This is a genomic window from Sinosporangium album (genome assembly GCF_900100605.1).
GTDB lineage: Bacteria > Actinomycetota > Actinomycetes > Streptosporangiales > Streptosporangiaceae > Sinosporangium > Sinosporangium album.
Window position 1 is genome coordinate 1 of record NZ_FNCN01000025.1, and the last position, 21,042, is coordinate 21,042.

Sequence of the window (21,042 nt, forward strand, 5' to 3'; positions counted from 1 at the left end):
AACGCCGCCTGCAGGTGGCGCAGCGCCTGCTGCAGCGGAACCGACGACACCTCGAACAGGAAGTCGTAGTCGCCGCCGCGCTTCCACGCGGTCAGCGCGGCCGACGACTCCGCATAGGAGACGCGGCGGCCTTCCAGCCTGTAGGCGCGGGTCCGCTCCTCCAACGCCTTGTTGTAGACGAGGCGGACGCAGCCGAACGTCCGGGCAAGCTCGGCGGCCTGTCCGGGGGTCGGGTGGAAGCGGTACCTGTAGGCCCGCTTCACGATCTGCGCCACGCCTCGGACCCTATCGCTCGATCGGTCGAGACTCGCGCATATGTTCGTACGGCGTTTCGCCCGGCGGCGGACCGCCTGCCCCTGCCCTGCTCCGCAGGGTGTCCGCTTCCTCCCCCGCCTGAAGGCGGGGGTCTCCTCGGAGATTCCTGATGACTATCAGAGTGCTGCTCGTGGACGATCAGCCACTGCTGCGCACCGGATTCCGTCTCATCCTGGAGGCCGAGACCGACATCACCGTGGTCGGGGAGGCGGGGGACGGCAAGGCCGCCCAGGACCAGTCCCGCGCCCTGCTGCCCGACGTGGTGCTCATGGACATCCGCATGCCCGGCGTCGACGGCATCGAGGCGACGCGGCGCATCGTCAAGGAGGCCACCGGCGGGGCCCACGTGCCCCGGGTGCTCGTGCTCACCACCTTCGACCTCGACGAGTACATCGTCGAGGCGCTGCGCGCCGGCGCCAGCGGCTTCCTGCTCAAGGACGTGCCGCCCGACGAGCTCGTCCAGGCCATCCGGGTCGTCGCCGGCGGCGACGCCATCGTCGCCCCGAGCGTTACCCGCCGCCTTCTGGACCGTTTCGCGGGCCGCCTGCCCTCGGCGTACCAGCAGAGCCCCCCCGCACGGCTCGACCGGCTCACCGAGCGTGAGCTGGAAGTCCTCAAGCTCATCGCCCGGGGCATGTCCAACGCCGAGATCGCCGCCAAGCTGGTCGTCAGCGAGACCACCGTCAAGACCCATGTCGGCAACGTCCTCACCAAGCTCACCCTGCGGGACCGGGTCCAGGCCGTCGTCCTCGCCTACGAGGTGGGCCTCATCACCCCCGGTGCCCTCCCCTGACCTGGCGCCGGGTCACCCGGCGGTCGGCTCCGGCACGCCGTCGGGGACGGCGGGCGCGTTCTCGGGGAAGTGGCAGGCCACCTGGTGCCCGTCGGCGCGTTCGGCGAGCACGGGCTCGACGGTCTTGCACACGTCCTGGGCCTTCCAGCAGCGCGTGTGGAACCGGCAGGCCGGGGGCGGGTTCAGCGGGCTCGGGACGTCGCCCTGGAGCCGGATGCGCTCGCGCTCCGACCGGCCCCTCGGGTCGGGGATGGGGACGGCCGACAGGAGCGCGTTGGTGTAGGGGTGCAGGGGGGCCGTGTAGAGGCTCTTGCGCCGGCCGATCTCGACGATCTTGCCGAGGTACATCACGGCGACGCGGTCGCTGATGTGGCGCACGACGGACAGGTCGTGGGCGATGACGACGTAGGTCAGGCCGAGTTCCTCCTGGAGGTCGGCGAGGAGGTTGACGACCTGCGCCTGGATGGACACGTCCAAGGCCGACACCGGCTCGTCGGCGATGATCAGTCTCGGTTTGAGGGCGAGGGTGCGGGCGATGCCGATGCGCTGCCGCTGGCCGCCGGAGAACTCGTGCGGGTAGCGGTTGTAGTGCTCGGGGTTGAGCCCGACGAGGGCGAGGATGTCCTGGACCGCGCGTTTGACGCCGTGCTCGGTTTTGATGCCCTGGATGTGGAACGGCGCGCCCACGATCGTGCCGACGGTGTGGCGGGGGTTCAGCGACGAGTAGGGGTCCTGGAAGATCATCTGCATGTCGCGGCGCAGCGGCCGGAGCCTCTTCTGCGACATGTGGGTGATGTCCTGGCCCTCGAACACGACCGTCCCGCCGCTCGGTTCGAGCAGCCGGGTGATGAGCCGTCCGGTGGTCGTCTTGCCGCACCCCGACTCGCCGACCACGCCGAGCGTCTCGCCCTGCATGACGTCGAAGCTCACCCCGTCGACGGCCTTGACGGCGCCGACCTGGCGCTTCAGCAGTCCTTTGGTCACGGGGAAGTGCTTGCTCAGGTCCGTGACGGACAGGAGCGGCTCAGCGGACATGGTTCATCCTCTTCGGCGTGCGGTGAGGCGCGAGGTGAGATGCGGGGGCAGGTGCAGGGCCGGGTGCAGGGCCGGATGCAGGGCCAGGTGCGGGGCGAGGTTCGCGGGGGGTGCTCACGTCGTCTCCAGCATCGGCTTGACGTCGTTCTCCCAGAGTGAGCGCCGTTCCGCGGGCGGCATGTGGCAGCGGACCATATGGCCCCCGTGGCCGCCATGGCCCCCGTGTCCGGCGCGCGTCTCAAGCAGTTCGGGCACCTCGGTCGCGGCGCGGTCTCCGGTGCGGTCGGCGTAGGGGCAGCGGGGGCTGAACACGCATCCGGGGGGAACGTTGATCAGGGACGGCGGGGTGCCCTTGATGGGCAGCAGCCGTTCGGTCGGCTCGCGGTCCAGCCGGGGCATCGAGCTCAGCAGCCCCCACGTGTAGGGGTGTTCGGGGCGGTAGAAGATGTCGTCGGTGGAGCCGTACTCGATGCATGCGCCGCCGTACATCACCAGGATGTCGTCCGACAGCTCGGCCACGACGCCGAGGTCGTGGGTGATGATGATCAGGGCGGAGTCGAACTCGCGCTGGAGGTCGCGCATCAGGTCGAGGATCTGCGCCTGCACCGTCACGTCGAGCGCGGTGGTGGGTTCGTCGGCGATGAGCAGTTCGGGGTCGCAGGACAGCGCCATCGCGATCATCGCGCGCTGGCGCATGCCGCCGGAGAACTCGTGAGGGTAGTCGTCCACGCGGCGGTCCGGCTGGGGGATGCCGACGCGCCCGAGCATGTCGACCGCGTGCTTGCGGGCGACCGCCTTGGTGACCTTGTTGTGGATGCGGTACGCCTCGATGATCTGGTTGCCGACCGTGTAGTAGGGGTGCATGGCGGACAGCGGATCCTGGAAGATCATCGCCATCTTCTTGCCGCGCAACGCCCGGACGGCGTCCGGGGGCGCGGTCACGAGTTCCTCGCCGTCCAGCCAGATCTCGCCGGACACGCGAGCGTTGCGCCGGTTGTGCAGGCCGAGGATGCCGAGACTGGTGACGCTCTTGCCGGATCCGGACTCGCCCACGATGCCGAGGGTCTTGCCGCGGTCGAGCCGGAACGACAGGCCGTCGACGCTTTTGACCAGGCCGTCGTCGGTCGGGAAGTGGATGCGCAGGTCGCGGAGTTCGAGGTACGACGGGGGCGCCGGCGAGGCGTCCGCGGAGTTGTCCGCACGGCTCAAGACAGCCTCACTCTCGGGTCGACCACCGCGTAGAGGAGGTCCACGATCAGGTTCGCCGCGATCACGAACACGGCGGTCAGCAGGGTGACGCCCATGACCTTCGGCAGGTCGTTGTTGGTGATCGCGTCCACGGCGTATTTACCCAGCCCCTGCAAGGAGTACGTGCTCTCCGTGAGTACGGCACCGCCGATGAGCAGCCCGAAGTCCAGGCCGAAGATGGTGACGATCGGGGTGAGGGCTCCCCGCAGGCCGTGCTTGGCGACCACGGTGCGCTCGGGCAGTCCCTTGGCTCGTGCCGTACGGATGTAATCCTCGTTCATGGTGTCGAGCATCCCCGCCCGAGTAAGTCGGGCATATCCGGCGGCGAAGAGGAAGGCCAGTGTGATCCACGGAAGGATCAGGTTGTATGCCCACTCAATGGGATTCTCGGTAATGGGCGTGTAATGCCCGCCTTGGGCGAATATCGAGAACGGATTTCCGTAACTCAACACCACCAGGGATATCAGCCCGGTGAAGAAGATGGGCAGTGACACGCCCGCCAGCGCGACCGTCATGGCGGCCCGGTCGAACAGGCTCCCGCGTCTGAGCGCCGACAGCACGCCGATCGAGACGCCGGCGAGCACCCAGATGACCGCCGCGCCGACCGCGAGCGACAGTGTCACCGGGAACCGGTCGATCAGATCGTTCAGGACGGGCTGGCGGGTGATGAAGGAGTACCCCAGGCAGGGGGCGGGGCACTTCTCGACGCCGGGGCCGTAGTCGTATTCGGCGCCGAAGACGATGCCCTTGATGTAGTTGCCGTACTGCACGACGACCGGATCGTTGAATCCGAGCCGTTCGGCCGCCAGCTTGGCGGTCTCGGCGTTCGCCGTCCTGCCGACGTAGCGGCTGGCCATGCCCTCCGGTGTCGCCCCCGCGAGCCGCGGCACCAGAAAGAAGATCGCGAAGGTGACCATGCTCACGATGAGGAGCATGAGGATCGCCGCGATCAGGCGCCTGATGATGTATGTGACCACAGTGCCCGGCCCCGGTGTCCGCCGGGGATTTCCTCCCCGGCGGACACCCTCGCCTTCACCTGCCTAACTACTCGTTGACGTGGCCGTTGCCGCTACTGCTGCACGCCGAGACCGACGTAGTCGTACATCTGCTGACTGTCGCTGGCGTAGACGTTCGTCAGCCCCTTACCGCGGACGAGGAGCGTCTTGGCCCACACACCGGGCAGGATGACCGCCTCCTCCATGACGCGCTTGTCGATCTGCGCCCAGATCGGCAGCCGCTTGGCGGCGTCGGGCTCGGTGAGCGACTTGTCGATCAGGGCGTCGACATCCGGGATGCGGACGCTGGTGTTGGAGGAGCCGCCACCCGGACGGATAACGCGGCTGTCCACGATCTGCTGGAGGAAGCCGTAGCCGTCGGGGTAGTCCGAGCCCCAGCCGTTGATGACCAGACCCAGCTTGTTCTCCACGACGAACGACGGCTTACCGGCGTAGAGCGAGAAGTAGTCGCCCTGCGGGTACGGCTTGAGCGTCAGCTTGATGCCGGCCCGGCCGAGGGCCTGCTGAAGGGCCTCCGCGGTCGCCTTCTCCTTGGGCCGCTCGGCGCGGTAGGAGATGTTGGTCTCGAAGCCGTTCGGCTGTCCGCACTTGGCCAGATGCTCCTTGGCCTTGTTCAGGTCGCCGGTGTTGTCGGCGCCGGCCGGGTAGAGGTCGAACCTCTCGAAGCCCGGCACCGTCGGAGGCAGCAGGCCCGTGGCGATCTCGCCGCCGGCGAACTCGCCGCCGAACGCGGCCTGGTAGCCGGCGCGGTCGGTGGCGTAGAGGACGGCCTTGCGGCAGTCGATGTTGTCGAGCGGCTTCACCGTGGGGTTGACCGAGGTGTACCAGAGCCGCTGCTGCGCCACGTTGTCGGTGCCGCCCTTCAGGTTCTGGTCCTGCAGGACACGGCCCTGCGCGGCGGAGCTCACGCCGTTGCCGGTGACGTCCACATGGATGTCACCCGAGAGCAGGCGGTTGTCCATGTCGTCGGCGTTGACCTTGAGCTGGACCTCGATCCTGTCGGGCAGCGCGGGCCGATTCGGGTCGTCCCCCCAATGGGGGTTGCGGACGAGGCTGAAGCCCTTGCCGATCTCGTTCTTCTCGAACATGTACGGGCCCGAGGAGATCACGTGCTCCTGGTACTTCGAGCCCGTGTCCTTGGCCTCGGGGACCGGCATCGTGACCGGCATCTGGGCCAGGTAGTCGAAGCCGGAGTAGGGCTGCTTCAATTTGAAGACGATCGTGTGGTCGTCGGGGGTCTCGATGGCCGAGTCGACGTCGGCGCCCTTGGACTTGTAGGGGCCCTTGTAGTCCTTCGGCCAATTGAGCATGGTGTTCAGGTACGTCGGGCCGTTCGGGAACGTCTCCCGGTCGATCGACCTCTGCACCGCGTACTTCACGTCCTTGGACGTGATCGGGCTGCCGTCCTCGTACTTCAGGCCCTTGCGGAGGGTATAGGTCCACGTCTTGAAGTCGTCACTCGGCTTGCCGAGGCTCTCGGCCAGGTCTGGCACCACGGTGCTGCCATCGGGTCCGGGGGCGGACTTGAACATCACCAGGGCGCGGCCGTACAGCCGGATGAAGTTCCAGGTGTAGGCGTAGTACGTATCGGCCGGGTCAAGAGAGTCCCACTCGCCGGGGTTGGCGAACTTGAGGGTGCCGCCCTTCTTGGTGGACGGGTTGAACGCCGCGGTCAGGGCCGCGTTGAAACTGCCCTTGGCCTCCGCGGGCTTGCTCCCGCCGCCACTCGACTCGGTTCCTCCTCCTCCGCAGGCGGAAAGGCCCAGGGCGAGCACGGCCCCCAGAGCAATCGTTGCCAGTGTGGGTTTTCTCTTCATGTAGCGGAACACACCCCTCGTTGGTAGGAACTGCGGACGGGCTGGTCAGGACGTCACGCTCAGCGAGCGCGCGGGTCGAGGGCGTCCCTCAGGCCGTCCCCGAAGAGGTTGAAGGCCAGGACCGTGAGGAAGATCGCGAGCCCGGGGAAGATCGCGAAGTGCGGGATGGTGTAGTAGCGCACCGCGTCGGCGAGCATCCCGCCCCACGTCGGCGTCGGCGGGCGCACCCCGACGCCGAGGAAGGACAGGGCCGCCTCGAACAGGATGTTCGTCGGGATCAGCAGCGTGGCGTAGATCAGGATCGGCGCCATGAGGTTCGGCAGCAGCTCGCGGAAGACGATGTACGGCGTGCGCGCTCCCAGGCTCCGCGCCGCGTCGACGAACTCCCGCTCACGTAGCGACAGGGTCTGGCCCCGGATGATCCTCGCGATGTAGGGCCAGTTGAAGAAGCCGATGATGAAGACCAGGAGCGCGATCCGGAGCGCGTCTCCGGACAGGCCGAGCGCCTCGTCGGGCACGACGCCGGCGAGCGCGATGGCGAACACCAGGATCGGGAAGGCGAGGAAGACGTCCATCGCCCGGCTGATCAGGGTGTCGACCCATCCGCCCATGAAGCCCGCGATGACGCCGAGAACCGTGCCGATCACCACCGACAGCAGGGTGGCGAGGAAGGCGATCAGGAGGGACACGCGCGCGCCGTAGACGACGCGGCTGAAGATGTCGCGCCCGTTCTGCGGCTCGACACCGAAGAGGAAGTCGGTGCTGATGCCGCCGAAGGCGCCCTTCGGCACCTGGGTCGTGGCGTCCACCATGCTGCGGTGGTGCTCCAGCGGCGGGTGTCCGAGCAGGCCCACGATGACCGGGGCGAAGACCGCGACGAGCACCAGGAAGACCACGACCCCCAGGCCGGCCATCGCCACCCGGTCTCGCTTGAGGCGCGCCCAGGCGATTTGACTGAGGGACCTTCCCTGGATCGCCACGCCCCCGCCCGACACGGGAGGAGCGACCCCCTCCCCTGGTGAAACGTCGAGCGGTGCGGTCATTTCCCAGGCCCCCTGAGCGCCAGACAACAGAGTCCGGCCGCCATGACACCCACGGTAAAGGTGACATGTCGGCAGAGATCCGAAGTGCGGACCTCAGGAGGCAGAATCTATGGGCCGGGCGGCTCTGACCAGCCCCTTGACACAGGCTGTGGCTTAACCGTGATTCCGGCGAAACTCATTCGTTTTGATCTTATGGGAAATGTCTGGACGGCGTTTTAGTTACGTCTCGGAACTGTGACACCAAAAGCCGAAACAAACTTAACTGATGCCTCTCCGACGGAGGATGTCCTCGATGTCGGAGAAGTCGTCGTCGGCCGCCTGCTTGCGGCCCTGCGGCACCTGGGGACGCTGCGGCGCGGCGGGCGCCTGCTTCCGGCCCGCGGGCGTGGCGGGCCCTGCCGAGGGCGCCGCGGTGGAAGCGGCGCCGCCCTTGGCGGCCCTGCGTGAGGCGCGCGTGGACCCGCCGCCCTTGGTGTACAGCACACCGGAGACGAGGTAGAGCACGACCGCGAGCCCCGTCAGGGCCACCCCGGCCCACACCGACGGCGAGAAGACCAGGCCCGTGAAGAAGCCGACGATGGCGGAGCCGACGTTCCACAGCGTCTGCACGGCGCCCAGCAGGTAGGCCGCGAGCGGCACGAGCGACCAGGCCGCAGCACGCAGCCCCGCCGCCACGCCCTTGCGCCGCAACGCGAGGAAGCTGAGCACCAGCCCCACCGCGGTCAGCCCGGCGCACAGCGGGAACCATGCGATCTGGTCGTACATCGGTGCCGCCCCCTTCGTCGCGTCCTGCCATTCCATCCTGGCACGCGGACGCGCGGCGCACGCTCCTCCTCAGGGAGGGGAAATCCCCCTAAGGGATGAGCGACCTCAAAAACGGCAGATCCACGTCCAGAAGCGAGGAGACGACGACGCGTCCCGGCACGGGTTCGATGGGGAGCAGGCTGGGCACGGCCACCACCTGGCATCCCGCCGCCGACGCCGCGGCCACGCCGTTCGGGGAGTCCTCCAGCACCACGCTGCGCGCGGGCCGCGCCCCGACGAGGGCGCACGCCTTCAGATAGGGCTCCGGATCGGGCTTCGGGCACCGTACGTCCCCGGCGGTCACGATCGCGTCGAACCGGTCGCGGCCGACGCTCTCGAGCACGGCGTCGGCGATCTCCGGCAGAGACGACGTCACCAGCGCCACCGGCACCCCCGCCTCTACCACGGAGGTCAGCAGCTCCAGAGCGCCCGGCATCACCTCGACGCCCTCGCCGAGGCGGCGGAGCATCCCGTCGATGAGCCACTGCCGTACGGCGTGCGCCGGGACGTCCGCCCCCGACACCGCGAGCATGTAGTCGACCGCGCGCTCCATCGAGCCGCCGACCAGGTTCCGCTGGTGCTCGTGGCTCCACTCGCCGCCCAGGCGCTCCATGACCTCGGTCTCGACACGCAGCCAGACCTTCTCGGTGTCGGCCAGCAGCCCGTCCATGTCGAAGAAGACAGCGTCCACTCTCGCCTCTAACCCCTCGTCGTGTTTCACATGCCGGAAAAGCTCCGCCCGGGACGGCCCCGGCGCGGAGACGATCAGGAGACGGATGTTCGTCAAACGTTGAAGTATCTCGCTTCGGGATGATGCGAGATGAGAGCGGAGGTGGCCTGCTCCGGGTGGAGCTGGAACTCCTCCGACAGCGTCACGCCGATGCGCGACGGGTCGAGCAGCTCCACCAACTGCGCCTGGTCCTCCAGGTTGGGGCACGCGGGGTAGCCGAAGGAGTAGCGGCAGCCCCGGAACGCCACCTTGAGCGTGTCGGCCGGCGACTCGCCGCCGCCGATCCCGAGCTCCGCCCGCACCCGGGCGTGCCAGTATTCCGCCAGGGCCTCGGTGAGCTGCACCGACAGCCCGTGCAGCTCCAGGTAATCGCGGTAGGAGTTCTTGGCGAACAGCTCGGCGGTGGCCTCGCTGACGCGGTGGCCCATCGTCACGACCTGGAACGCCACCACGTCGGCCTCGCCCGACTCGCGGGAGCGGAAGAAGTCGGCCAGGCACAGGTGCCGGTCGCGGCGCTGGCGCGGGAAGGTGAAGCGGGTGCGTTCGGCGCCGTCGGCGGAGAGCACGACCAGCGCGTCGCCCTCGCTGACGCACGGGAAGTAGCCGTAGACCACCGCCGCCTCCAGCAGCCCCTCGGTCTGCATGCGCTCCAGCCACATGCGGAGCCTGGGCCTCCCCTCGGACTCGACCAGCTCCTCGTAGGAGGGGCCGTCGCCGCCCCGGGCCGCCTTCAGACCCCACTGCCCCATGAACGTGGCCCGCTCGTCGAGGTAGGCGGCGTAGTCCGCCAGCGGGATGCCCTTCACCACCCGCACCCCGAGGAACGGCGCCGCCGGCACCGGGTTGTCGGACGCCACGTCCGACCGGGCCGGAAGCGCGTCCACCGGGGTGCGCTCGAGTACGGCGCCGGCCTTGACGCGCCGCTCGCGCAGCGGCGGCAGCGCCGCGCCCCGGTCTCCGCGCCTCACCGCCATGAAGGCGTCCATCAGGCGCAGCCCCTCGAAGGCGTCGCGGGCGTAACGGACGTCTCCGTCGAACAGACCCGCGAGGTCCTGCTCGACGTAGGCCCTGGTCAGCGCGGCCCCGCCGAGCAGCACCGGGTAGCGGCCCGCCACGCCTCTGGTGTTCATCTCCTCCAGGTTCTCCCGCATCACGACCGTGGACTTGACCAGCAGGCCCGACATGCCGATGACGTCGGCGCGCTCCTCGTCGGCGGCCTCGAGGATCGCCGACACCGGCTGCTTGATGCCGAGATTGATCACCTCGTAGCCGTTGTTGGACAGGATGATGTCGACGAGGTTCTTCCCGATGTCGTGCACGTCGCCCTTGACCGTGGCGAGCACGATGCGGCCCTTGCTCTCACCCTCCACCCGCTCCATGTGGGGTTCGAGGTAGGCGACCGCGGCCTTCATCACCTCGGCCGACTGCAGCACGAACGGCAACTGCATCTGCCCCGCGCCGAACAGGTCGCCGACGGTCTTCATGCCGTCCAGCAGCACGTCGTTGACGATCTCCAGGGCCGGCCGCCGCGACAGGCCCTCGGCCAGATCGGCCTCAAGCCCTTTGCGCTCCCCGTCCACGATGCGCCGTTTGAGCCGCTCCCACAGCGGCAGCCCGGCCAGCTCCGCCGCCCTGTCCGCCCGCAGGGCGCCCACATCGACGCCCTCGAACAGCTCCATGAACCGCTGCAGCGGGTCGTAGCCGTCGCGGCGGCGGTCGTAGACCAGATCCAGCGCGACCTGGCGCTGCTCCTCGGGGATGCGGGCCATCGGCAGGATCTTGGAGGCGTGCACGATCGCCGAGTCCAACCCCGCGTTGACGCACTCGCTGAGGAAGACCGAGTTGAGCACCACACGGGCGGCCGGGTCGAGCCCGAAGGAGATGTTGGACACGCCCAGCGTGGTCTGCACCGCCGGATAGAGCCGCTTCAATTCCCGGATGGCCTCGACGGTCTCCGCGCCGTCGCGCCGCGTCTCCTCCTGGCCGGTGGCGACGGGGAACGTGAGGCAGTCGACCACGATGTCCTCGACCGGCACGCCCCAGGCGCCGGTGAGGTCCTCGATGACGCGCCGGGCGACGCGGACCTTCCACTCGGCCGTGCGCGCCTGCCCCTCCTCGTCGATGCACATCGCCACCACGGCCGCGCCGTGCTCCTTCACCAGCCGCATGATCCTGGTGAAGCGCGAATCGGGCCCGTCGCCGTCCTCGTAGTTGACCGAGTTGACGACCGCCCGGCCGCCGAGCATCTCCAGACCTGCGCGCAGCACATCGGGCTCGGTCGAATCCAGCATGATCGGCAGCGTGGAGGCGGTGGCCAGGCGGAAGGCCAGCTCCTTCATGTCGGCGACGCCGTCCCGCCCCACATAGTCGATGCACAGGTCGAGCATGTGGGCGCCGTCCCTGGCCTGCCCCCGCGCGATCTCGACGCACTCGTCCCAGTGGCCGCCCAGCATCGCCTCGCGGAACGCCTTCGAACCGTTGGCGTTGTTGCGCTCGCCGATCGCCAGGAAAGAGGTGTCCTGCCGGAACGGCACCGTCTGGTACAGCGAGGACGCCCCGGCCTCCGGCCTCGGCCGCCGCGCCGCGGGCTCCTGCCCGCGCACCCGCTCAACCACCCGCCGCAGATGCTCCGGTGTGGTGCCGCAGCAGCCGCCCACCAGGCTCAGGCCGTAGTCCCTCGTGAAGGTCTCGTGCGCGTCGGCCAGCGCCGTCGGCGACAGCGGGTAACGCGCGCCCTCGGAGGTCAGCTCGGGGAGGCCCGCGTTGGGCATGCACGACAGGGGCAGGCGGGCGTGCCGGGCGAGGTAGCGCAGGTGCTCGCTCATCTCCGCCGGACCCGTCGCGCAGTTGAGGCCGATCACATCGATGCCGAGCGGCTCGATCGCCGTCAGCGCGGCCCCGATCTCCGAGCCGAGGAGCATCGCACCGTTCGTCTCGATCGTCACCTGGGCGATGATCGGCACGTCCCGCCCGGACGCCGCCACGGCCCGCCGCGCTCCCACGACCGCCGCCTTCACCTGGAGCAGGTCCTGGCACGTCTCGATGATCAGTGCGTCGGCGCCGCCGTCGATCAGCCCCCTGGCGTTCTCCTCGTTCGAGTCCCGCAGCGCCGCGTAGGAGACGTGCCCCAGCGTCGGGAGTTTCGTCCCCGGCCCGATCGACCCCAGCACGAACCTCGGCCACTCCGGCGTCGACCAGTGCTCCGCCCGCTCCCGCGCCAGCCGGGCCCCCGCCGACGACAGCTCATAGATCCGGTGGGCGATATCGTATTCGCCGAGGTTGCCGAGATTGGCGCCGAATGTGTTGGTCTCGACGCAGTCGACGCCCACCTCGAAGTAGGCGTCGTGCACCGCCCGCACGATGTCCGGCCTGGTGACATTGAGGATCTCGTTGCAGCCCTCATGGCCCTCGAAATCGTCGAGGGTCACCTCATGGGCCTGCAACATCGTCCCCATGGCGCCGTCCGCGACCATGACGCGCCGCGCTAGGACCTCACGAAAGGCCGGCGAGACAGTCATGCGCCCCAGACTACGGGAAACCCCCCACCCGGCCCCCGACCTCCACACTCGCCTCTGAGGTGCCCACGGTCGCGCTCGCACTCCCCTCCGTTGGCCAAGGGCTCGCTGCGCTCGCGAGGTGCTCACTTCGGGTCGGCTCGCCGCTCACCCGCCCACGGTCGCACTCGCACTCCCCTCCGTTGGCCAAGGGCTCGCTGCGCTCGCGAGGTGCTCACTTCGGGTCGGCTCGCCGCTCACGTAACGCGAGGGGGGCCACACGGCATAGGCTTATCCCAAACAGTGAGAGGAGACGGCGCGTGATCGAGCTCGAAGGGCTCCCCGAGCTCGTCGATCCGGTGCTCATCGCGGCGTTCGAAGGGTGGAACGACGCGGGTGAGGCCTCCAGCGGTGTGGTCACGCACCTGGAGACGACCTGGAAGGCGACACCTCTGATCGCCCTCGATCCGGAGGATTATTACGACTTTCAGGTTACCCGGCCGATCGTCGAGTTGGGCGAAGGGCTGACCCGGTCGATCACGTGGCCCACGACGAAGCTTTCCTATGCCCGCCCGCCGGGGATGGATCGTGACGTGGTGCTTCTGCGGGGCATCGAGCCGAACATGCGGTGGCGCACGTTCTGCGAGGAGATCGTGGTGATCTGCCGGGAGGTGGGCGTGGAGACGGCCGTGCTGCTCGGGGCGCTTCTGAACGACTCGCCGCACACGAGGCCGGTGCCGATCGCGGGCACGGTGAGCGATCCGGGGCTCGCCCGATCGATCAACCTGGAGGTGACCCGCTACGAGGGGCCGACGGGCATCGTCGGCGTGCTTCAGCAGGCGCTCGGCGCGTCGGGCATGCGGGCGATCTCGCTGTGGGCGTCGGTGCCGCATTATGTGGCGCAGCCGCCGAATCCGAAGGCGACGCTGGCGCTGCTGCGCAGGGTCGAGGACCTGCTCGACATCCCGATGCCGCTCGGCGAGCTGCCCGAGGAGGCGAGGGCCTGGGAACACGGGGTGGACGAGCTCGCGTCTCAGGACAGCGAAGTGGCCGAATACGTGCGGGAGCTGGAGGAGCGCAAAGACGCCGCCGAGCTGCCCGAGGCCAGCGGCGACGCCATCGCCGCGGAGTTCGAGCGCTATCTGCGCCGAAGAGACCACGACACCGACGGCTGATCCCCACCCTCACGCGCCGGGTCTCCGCCGCCCCGCCGCGGGGCGGCGCCCCTCCCGCCGTGCCGTACGGCGCGGCCCTCCGCCCAGAGCCCGCCGCCCCGAGATGGCACATGGCGGCGGCACACAGCCGACCGCGACACGGCCAGGGCACGGCCGACACGGCGTGGGCGGACGCGGGGCGGACGCGGTGAGGGCGCGGCGCGAACGCGGCGGCACACGAGGGCCTGACTAAAAGTCATAGGACGGCCGAAATCCGCGAAACGGGCCTCGTAGTGGCCTGCGGATCGGGCTGCTCACCCGCGGGGCGAAAGGCGCCGAGAGGCGCGACACGCCCGGGTGGAGCGAGGGGCCGCACGGCCCCCTGAACGGCCTCTGACCGGCCTGACCAGGGCCTCCATGGCCGCTTGCAGGCCCACTCCTACCCTTCTCCTGAAGGCTTGCTGAGACTTCTCGTCAATTTCACCATTTCTCCTAGTTTTCAGGTAATAATGAGCGCCACTGAGCGCCATCCGTTCCGTGCGGTTTGCCCCCGCTACGGAACGGCTGCCGGTAATGAATCCCACTATCAGGAGAACGCGGCTCTGTAAACGTCGGTGTACGAGCGGCGAGCCGGGTCCGACAACCAGCGAGGATCCGTGTGAGCGCGACTCTCAAGACTGCGCACGTTAGGGCAACTATGGCGATTCCCCAGCTTGAACCGCACCAGAGAACACAGGACACGCGACGTCGCGTCCTGGAGATCGCTGGGTACATGAAGCGCGACGACGGCGAGGACGCGGCGGCACACCCCCACGTCAGACACGCCGCCTCGGGACAGGCGGTGGACAGATTCCTTGCCCTCCTCCAGGACCGGCTGCCCCTGTGGCTGCGCATCCTGCACGACCTCAGCAACCTCATCGGAAAGGGTAATGTCAACGACAATCTTCTACCGATCGCCCGAGCCGGGATCGACTACTACGCCGATGTGCACTCGGCACAGCTCCCGGCGTTCACCTCGCCGCGGGTGACCGTACGGTTCCGTGAGGCGCAGCGTGACGCCGAACTCGGGCCGATGTCGGAGATCCAGCCGCTCGCGGACTATCTGGCCGCCGAGCAGCGGGCCGGACGTGTCCGCGCGGACGTGGATCCGGTCGGCAGCGCCAGATTGTTCCTGGCGGGCTGCTTCAGACGTGCCTACGATGAGTTGTTCTCCGGGGCCGGCGCGGGCCCGTCGCGAGACGACTGCGCGGAGGAGATCGTGCGGGAACTGCGGCTCACTCCGGCCGCCCCGCCCGGGTGTCAGGGGATCACCGACCACCTGTCGTAGGCGAGCCGGTAGCCCCGCTTCACGACGGTCTCCACGATGCCGGCGCGGCCAAGGGCCCTGCGCAGCCGCGTCACAGCCATCTCGACCGCGTGTTCGGCGGAATCCCGGGACGCACCGCCAGGCAGGACGGTGCGTAGTTCGGAACGGGCGACGACATGCCCTGGACGGCGGGCCAGCCGCTTGAGCACCGCCATCGGCGCGGGCGGCAGCGGGCGCAACTCGCCGTCGACGGCCACCGCGTGGCCGCGGATCTCTAGCTCGTGACCTCCGGCGGACAGGCGGATCACCCCGCTTTCCGGCAGGTGCCTGACCAAGGTACGGGCCAGGGCGCCGAGCCGGAACCTCTCCGGTTGGAGCACCGGCACCCCGAGCGCGAGCAGCGGACCTGCGCTCACCGGACCCACGCAGGCGGCGACGACCGGCCCCGAGAACGCCTTCACCAGATCCTGCTCCAGCCCGTCCCCGCGGGCGGCGGCCAGGGTGGCGCGTACGGCCGGCGCACTGGTGAAGGCCACCGCGTCGAGCCCGCCCGACGCCGCCGAGGCGATCAACCGGCGCAGCGGGGCCGTGTCGTGACCGGGCAGCCACCGGTAGAGCGGCAGCTCGATCACCTCGGCCCCGGCGGCGCGTAACGCCTCGGCCAGCGCGGGAAGCGGCTCACCGTGCGGCAGCAGGGCGATCCTCCTGCCGCGGAGGTCCTGCGCGAGCAGGTGGCGGGCGATCTCCTCGCAGAACTGGCCCCGGTAGGCGCCGTGCTCCCGCAGGCCGGCGGCGCGCACCGCGCCTGTCGCCTTGGGCCCCCGGGCCAGCAGTCTGGCCTGCGCCAGGCGGGCGCTCAGGGCCGTACCGAGACCCCATCCCTCGGCGGCGTCCATCCAGTCCTGGAAGCCCGCCCCGGTGGTCACCACGACGTCGTCGACCGGGGCGGCCAGCACGGCCCGCGTGGCGGCCAGCAGGTCTCCGTCGTCGGCGGCGGGGGCCAGGCGGATGGCGTGCGCGCCGACCACCCGCGCTCCCCTGCGCTCCAGCAATGCGCGCAACTCGTCGTGACGCCTGGTCGCGGTGATCCCGATGGTGAACCCGGCCAGCGCGTCAGGCGCCGTCTCCAGCATGGTCCGATCGTGCGGCCTGACCGTTTCGCGATTGGGTCCGGCCGGTTACCGCTGTGCTACGGCGGGCATGTCGCGGCGTGTTTCCGCTGTTTCCCCACCACTAGGATCTTGTGGTGACGAGTGCCGGACGGGCGATTTCACGTGAGTTCATGCGTGGTTGGGCCGGTCGCGTCACGGGCATCGTCTGCGTGTCGCCGTGGCTCGGGGAGGGCTCTATGACCGTTCGGCAGATCCGCGTGTTCGGCGATCCCGTTCTGCGCGAAGTGTCCGAACGGGTGACGACCTTCGACAAAGAGCTGCGTTCTCTGGTCAAATCCCTCACCGCGACCATGCGCGCCGGATCCGGACGCGCCGGGCTGGCCGCTCCCCAGGTGGGGGTCCCGCTCCGCGTGGTCGCCTACGCCTATGACGGCAAGTCCGGGCACATCATCAATCCGCGCCTCGAACTCTCCGAGCGCAGGATCACAGCGGACGAGGCGTGCCTGTCCGCCCCTGGGCACTGGTGGCCGCTCGACCGCGCCTACGCCGTCACCGCGCGGGGGCGCGACATGCACGACCGACCGGTCGCCGTCCGCGCCATCGGCGTCCTCGCCCGGGTGCTCCAGCACGAGATCGACCACCTGGACGGCGTCCTGTTCATCGATCACCTGCCCGGCGACGAACGCGAGCGCTTCCTCGCCCAGGCCGACCTCCCCGGCTGACCGCGGGCCGGACCGCCGGGGCGGGCCGGCCGCGGGAGCGGTCAGGTGGACAGGTCGACGCCGAGGAGGGCGTCGGCGAGGTCGCGGACGAGGGCGGGGGCGGACGCGTCGCCGCCGCCCTCGGTGAGGGCGCGCTCGGTCCAGGCGTCGACAGCGGCGAGGGCGCCGGGGGCGCCGAGGTCGTCGGAGAGGCGGTCGCGGACCTGCTCCAGGAGGCCCTCGGCCGCGGGCCCCGCGGGGAGGGCCGCGGCGGCGCGCCACCGGGCGAGCCTCGTCTCGGCGGTGCCGATCTGGTCGGGGGTCCACTCCCAGTCCTCGCGGTAGTGGTGCGCGAGGAGGGCGAGGCGCACGGCCATCGGGTCGTGCTCGGCCCGCAGCCGCGACACGAAGACGAGGTTGCCCCGGGATTTGGACATCTTCTCGCCGTCGAGCGCGACCATGCCGGCGTGCACGTAGGACTTGGCGAACGGCCATTCGCCGGTGGCGACGTGGCCTTCGCAGGCGCCCATCTCGTGGTGGGGGAAGATCAGGTCCGAGCCGCCGCCGGCGACGTCGAAGCCGGGACCGAGGGACGCGAGGGCGATGGCCGTACACTCCACGTGCCAGCCGGGGCGGCCGGGGCCGAACGGCGAGGGCCAGGACGGCTCGCCGGGGCGCTCGGCGCGCCAGAGCAGCCAGTCCAGGGGGTGCTTCTTGCCGGGGCGGTCGGGGTCTCCGCCGCGCTCGGGGAACAGGGCGAGCATCTCCTGCTCGGAGTAGCCCGACACCGCGCCGAATTTGGGGGCGGCGGCCACGTCGAAGTAGACGTCGCCGTCGAGGGTGTAGGTCGCGCCCTTGTCGCGCAGCACCGCGATCAGGTCGGCGACCTGATCGACGACCTCGGTGACGCCGACGTATTCGCGGGGCGGCAGCACCCGCAGCGCCTCCATGTCGCTGCGGAACAGCTCGATTTCGCGCTCGGCGAGTTCGCGCCAGTCCTCACCGGTGCTTTCGGCACGTTCCAAAAGGGGATCGTCCACGTCGGTGGCGTTCTGGGTGAAGTGCACCTCGTGCCCCGCGTCCCGCCAGGCCCTGTTGACCAGGTCGAAGGCGAGGTAGGTGTTGGCGTGGCCGAGGTGTGTGGCGTCGTACGGCGTGATGCCGCACACGTAGATCTTCGCAGTGGAGCCGGGCTCGGTCAGCCTGGCCTCACGGGAAGCCGTGTCGTAGAGCCGCACCGGAGTGCCGACGCCGGGGAGCCGAGGGAGCTTCGGAGCAGACCACGATCGCATGCCTTGAGCCTATCCATGCCGCAGACCACCCGGATCACCCTGGGGGTGACATTTCCCCTCAACTCACCTCAACCGTCTCCGACTTACGGCGCCACACCGGTGCTCCGCGTCGTGACCGCGCGCTGCCCACGTCATGACCACGTCATGACCACGCCATGACCATGCCAGGACCACGCGCTACCCACGCCATGACCACTGCGTGACCCCGCCATGGCGGCACCCCCCGCGGCCCCACTACGGCAGCGCCGGAAGCACCCGCTCCCACGGTCCCGGATCGTCGCCGAGCACCCGGAAGTCGTAGCGCAGGGCCCCGTCGACGAGTGCGACCAACGTCACCGACAGCGACCCCCACACCTGCCCGTCGGCCGTCTCGTGCCGCACGACCATCGCCCGAGGGTCGTCGTACGGCAGGCCGGCGCCGGAGGCCCACTCCAGCCACTCGCCCCAGAACTCCTCCGGCGCCGCCGAGATCGCCGCCTCCGCGACCGGCGGCCGAGGCGCGGCGGCGAAACGCGGGCCGAAGAAATCGGCCTTCTCGTCACCGGGCGCCGCCCACCCCCGGTTGCCGATCACATGGGTGCCGGGAGGAAGCTTGTCCTGGCTGAGCCGTACGCCGTCCCAGGTCCACAAGCGCACATCGTGCGCGTCCCCGAGGAGCAGGTGGAACGGGTCGTAGCGGCGCAGGTCGCCCTCCGGCGGCTCACCGCCGCGGACGGTGCGCAGCGGCAGCTCCCCCCGAGACACCCGCCGGTCGTCGGAGGCGGGGACACCCTGGGCGTTCAGCAGGGCGGCCACCCGGGGGGCGGACGGCTCGGCGGCCAGCCAGGTGCCCCCCGCCCGCAGGTCGATGCCCCCGAGCACGCCGGGCAGCCCCGGCCAGTGCTCACCGGGCCCGCGGGAAGGCCGACCGGCGAGCTCGTCGCGGACTCCGACGAGCAGAAGAGGGACGGCCGACGCCGGGTCGATGTCGACGACAACGGTGCACACGGTGGGGAGACCTCCTGAACCCGAACCTGCGAGTGCTCAGATGGGCGGCCAGGGGACGGCCGGCCAGTCGCTGGAGGGGACCGGGTGGACGCCGCTGTCGAGCAGCCGGCGCACCCGGGCCGCGGTGGCGTCCGCCTCGGCGGGGGTCAGCAGCTCGCGGAGCCGCCGGCCCAGGCGACCGTTCTCCAGTTCACGGTCGAGACGGGCCAGGACGTTGACCGCCTCGCGGGACAGGGACTTGTTGCGCCACTGCCACAGCACGGTGCGCAACTTGTCCGAGGAGGAGAAGCAGACCCCGTGGTCGACGCCGTAGACATGCCCGTCGGGCAGCGGCAGCAGATGCCCGCCCTTGCGGTCGGCGTTGTTGACCACCGCGTCGAACACGGCCATGCGCCGCAACGCGGGGTGGCGGCTGCGGACCAGCGCCATGAGGTCGATGTCGCGGTCGCTCTCGATCCACAGTTGACACATCCCCGGACCGAACGGGCCGTCGCGGTAGACGGTCGGCGGGACGATGCGCCACCCCGTCACGGCCGACACCTCGAAAGCGGCCACCTCGCGGGCGGCCAGGGTGCCGTCGGGAAAATCCCACAGCGGCCGCTCCCCCCGCACTGGCTTGTACACGCAGGCCGCAGCGAGATCGCCCAGCCTGACCGAACAGTAAAGCGTCATGTTGGTCGCCTGGACCAGCCGGCCGGCGACCTCGAGGCGGCCCTCCCGGAGCAGCTTCAACGCGGTGTCGTCATCGATTCCCGGCATGGGCGCCGCGCTCACCGCGGGCTCGCTTTCGGCGCTCATGCCGCCTCTTCCTGGATCGGCTCGATCACACACCACCCTGGCCGGCACGGTATCCATTCAGACGCACGCAGATATGGCCCTCCGCTTCCACAGGCTGACTGCACAGCGGACAGGCCGGACGGCCCGCCGCGACAAGTTGGAGCGCTCGCTTGGAGAAGGCCCGTGCCTCACCGGCACTGATGTGCACCCGTAGGACGGCCGGGTCGGGCCCTTCGATCTCGTCCTCGTCGTCGGTGAGCTCCTGGGCCTCGATCACCACCTGGGACGACTCGGGGTCCCAGCCGAGGGTCATGGTGCCGACCCGGAAGTCCTCCGTCATGGGAAGGTCGAGCGGGCCTTCGTCGGCCAGCTCGGCGGGGGCCACGACCGGGATGCGGGCCCGCCCGCCGCTCCTGCGGAGCACCTCGTCGAGCAGCTCGTCCAACCGGTCGGCGAGCGCGGCGACCTGGAACTTCTCCAGCGCCACCGTCGTCAGCCTGCCGATCGCGCGGGCCTGCAGGAAGAAGGCGCGTGATCCCGGTTGCCCCACGGCACCGGCCACGAACCTCTCGGGCGGATCGTAGTCGAAGACCGGCATAACCCGACCTTACGTGGTTCCGGCTCCGCCGCCGACGGCGGCGTCGCTCTCGGTGTGGTTTTCTGCCCCCTCAGCGGACTCCGAATCCTCCGGGCTCTCCTTGGGAGGTTGAAGACCGGACACGTCCCCCCCGACGTCGTTGAGCCTGAGGAGGAAGGGGCGCAAGGGGGTGTAGCGGATGGCCGTCAGAGAGGCGGGGTCGGCCGTGATCCGCTGGAACTGATCGAGGTGCAGGCCGAGCGCGTCCGCCACGATCGCCTTGATCACGTCACCGTGGCTGCACACGAGGTAGACCCCCCGCGGGCCGAGCCGCGCGTTCCACTCGCGGACCGCGGCGACCGCGCGGTGCTGGACGTCGGCGAGCGCCTCCCCTCCGGGGAACACCACCGCGCTCGGATGCGCCTGCACCACCCTCCACAGCGGCTCGCGCGCCAGCTCCTCGATCGGCCGCCCGGTCCAGTCGCCGTAGCCGCACTCACCGAACCGCTCGTCGAGCGCCACCTCGGTCTGCCGCCCCTCCGCCACGGCCCCGGCCGTCTCGACGCAGCGGTCCAGAGGGCTGGACACGATCGCGTCCAGCCGCAGCGGGGCCAGCCGCTCCGCCAGCCCCTTGGCCTGGGCGCGCCCGGCCTCGCTCAGCGGTAGCTCCGGCGTCCACCCGGCGAGAACAGGTCCAGTCAAATGCGTCAGGCCATGCCGGGCCAGGAGCAACGTCGTCACACAGCACAGCGTACGGCGGGCCATGCCGTACGGCTCCCGCCCCCACGATCCCCACCCCACTCCGGCGAGCTCCCACCTCCCCGGCAAAGCCCGCCAGAGA

The 21,042-nt window shown here is 69.9% G+C and carries 19 protein-coding genes; 4 read left to right on the top strand and 15 right to left on the bottom strand.

What is annotated here, in order from left to right:
* Positions 1–275: helix-turn-helix domain-containing protein (locus BLQ73_RS22485; RefSeq protein ID WP_176955607.1), on the bottom strand; the 275-nt coding region annotated here is incomplete at its 3' end.
* Positions 276–424: 149 nt separating this feature from the next.
* Here BLQ73_RS22485 and BLQ73_RS22490 point away from each other — a divergent pair.
* On the top strand, positions 425–1,108 hold the full coding sequence (locus BLQ73_RS22490) for a response regulator (RefSeq protein WP_093173058.1): 684 nt from the start codon (positions 425–427) through the stop codon (positions 1,106–1,108).
* 12 nt (positions 1,109–1,120) lie between these two features.
* Here BLQ73_RS22490 and BLQ73_RS22495 read toward each other — a convergent pair whose 3' ends face one another.
* The 8 genes from BLQ73_RS22495 to metH all read right to left on the bottom strand — a co-directional run bounded on the left by BLQ73_RS22495 (position 1,121) and on the right by metH (position 12,319).
* Positions 1,121–2,143 (bottom strand): ABC transporter ATP-binding protein, encoded by a 1,023-nt coding sequence (locus BLQ73_RS22495; protein ID WP_093173060.1) that lies wholly within the window; start codon positions 2,141–2,143, stop codon positions 1,121–1,123.
* Positions 2,144–2,257: 114 nt separating this feature from the next.
* Positions 2,258–3,352 (bottom strand): ABC transporter ATP-binding protein, encoded by a 1,095-nt coding sequence (locus BLQ73_RS22500; RefSeq protein WP_093173062.1) that lies wholly within the window; start codon positions 3,350–3,352, stop codon positions 2,258–2,260.
* On the bottom strand, positions 3,349–4,368 hold the full coding sequence (locus tag BLQ73_RS22505; RefSeq protein ID WP_093173064.1) for an ABC transporter permease: 1,020 nt from the start codon (positions 4,366–4,368) through the stop codon (positions 3,349–3,351). The genes BLQ73_RS22500 and BLQ73_RS22505 overlap by 4 nt, the downstream gene beginning before the upstream one ends.
* A gap of 92 nt (positions 4,369–4,460) precedes the next feature.
* Positions 4,461–6,224, bottom strand: coding sequence for an ABC transporter substrate-binding protein (locus BLQ73_RS22510; RefSeq protein ID WP_093173179.1), 1,764 nt, complete (start codon positions 6,222–6,224; stop codon positions 4,461–4,463).
* A 59-nt stretch (positions 6,225–6,283) separates the two neighbouring features.
* Positions 6,284–7,267: an ABC transporter permease gene (locus BLQ73_RS22515; RefSeq protein WP_093173066.1), complete on the bottom strand. Its 984-nt coding sequence runs from the start codon at positions 7,265–7,267 to the stop codon at positions 6,284–6,286.
* Between the two features lie 258 nt (positions 7,268–7,525).
* Positions 7,526–8,032, bottom strand: a complete 507-nt coding sequence (locus BLQ73_RS22520; protein ID WP_093173181.1) for a cellulose synthase — start codon at positions 8,030–8,032, stop codon at positions 7,526–7,528.
* An 88-nt stretch (positions 8,033–8,120) separates the two neighbouring features.
* Positions 8,121–8,858: an HAD family hydrolase gene (locus tag BLQ73_RS22525; RefSeq protein WP_338056641.1), complete on the bottom strand. Its 738-nt coding sequence runs from the start codon at positions 8,856–8,858 to the stop codon at positions 8,121–8,123.
* Entirely contained in the window at positions 8,855–12,319 is a 3,465-nt protein-coding gene (gene metH, locus BLQ73_RS22530; protein WP_093173068.1) for a methionine synthase, read from the bottom strand. Before metH ends, BLQ73_RS22525 begins: the two co-directional genes overlap by 4 nt.
* A 296-nt stretch (positions 12,320–12,615) precedes the next feature.
* Here metH and BLQ73_RS22535 point away from each other — a divergent pair, with 296 nt between their 5' ends.
* Both BLQ73_RS22535 and BLQ73_RS22540 read left to right on the top strand, forming a co-directional pair.
* The gene (locus BLQ73_RS22535; RefSeq protein WP_093173070.1) at positions 12,616–13,470 is read left to right on the top strand and encodes a PAC2 family protein; all 855 of its coding nucleotides are present in this window, start codon (positions 12,616–12,618) and stop codon (positions 13,468–13,470) included.
* Between the two features lie 751 nt (positions 13,471–14,221).
* Positions 14,222–14,776: a TetR family transcriptional regulator C-terminal domain-containing protein gene (locus tag BLQ73_RS22540; RefSeq protein WP_093173072.1), complete on the top strand. Its 555-nt coding sequence runs from the start codon at positions 14,222–14,224 to the stop codon at positions 14,774–14,776.
* On the opposite strand, the gene BLQ73_RS22545 is transcribed toward BLQ73_RS22540, so the two are convergent.
* Positions 14,749–15,888 (bottom strand): uroporphyrinogen-III synthase, encoded by a 1,140-nt coding sequence (locus tag BLQ73_RS22545; protein ID WP_093173073.1) that lies wholly within the window; start codon positions 15,886–15,888, stop codon positions 14,749–14,751. The genes BLQ73_RS22540 and BLQ73_RS22545 overlap by 28 nt on opposite strands.
* 215 nt (positions 15,889–16,103) lie before the next feature.
* On the opposite strand from BLQ73_RS22545, the gene def reads away from it, so the two are divergent.
* On the top strand, positions 16,104–16,589 hold the full coding sequence (gene def, locus BLQ73_RS22550; protein ID WP_093173075.1) for a peptide deformylase: 486 nt from the start codon (positions 16,104–16,106) through the stop codon (positions 16,587–16,589).
* A gap of 41 nt (positions 16,590–16,630) precedes the next feature.
* Here def and mshC read toward each other — a convergent pair whose 3' ends face one another.
* The 5 genes from mshC to BLQ73_RS22575 all read right to left on the bottom strand — a co-directional run bounded on the left by mshC (position 16,631) and on the right by BLQ73_RS22575 (position 20,942).
* Positions 16,631–17,860, bottom strand: coding sequence for a cysteine--1-D-myo-inosityl 2-amino-2-deoxy-alpha-D-glucopyranoside ligase (gene mshC, locus BLQ73_RS22555; RefSeq protein ID WP_093173077.1), 1,230 nt, complete (start codon positions 17,858–17,860; stop codon positions 16,631–16,633).
* 234 nt (positions 17,861–18,094) lie between these two features.
* On the bottom strand, positions 18,095–18,847 hold the full coding sequence (locus BLQ73_RS22560) for an NRDE family protein (RefSeq protein WP_093173079.1): 753 nt from the start codon (positions 18,845–18,847) through the stop codon (positions 18,095–18,097).
* 36 nt (positions 18,848–18,883) lie between these two features.
* On the bottom strand, positions 18,884–19,645 hold the full coding sequence (locus tag BLQ73_RS22565; protein WP_093173081.1) for an SCO1664 family protein: 762 nt from the start codon (positions 19,643–19,645) through the stop codon (positions 18,884–18,886).
* A 25-nt stretch (positions 19,646–19,670) separates the two neighbouring features.
* Positions 19,671–20,222 carry a DUF3090 domain-containing protein gene (locus BLQ73_RS22570; protein ID WP_093173083.1) on the bottom strand — a complete coding sequence of 184 codons (552 nt, stop codon included), beginning with the start codon at positions 20,220–20,222 and terminating at the stop codon, positions 19,671–19,673.
* Positions 20,223–20,231: 9 nt separating this feature from the next.
* Complete coding sequence (locus tag BLQ73_RS22575; protein ID WP_093173085.1) at positions 20,232–20,942, bottom strand: histidine phosphatase family protein; 711 nt, start codon at positions 20,940–20,942, stop codon at positions 20,232–20,234.
* Positions 20,943–21,042: the final 100 nt, after the last annotated feature.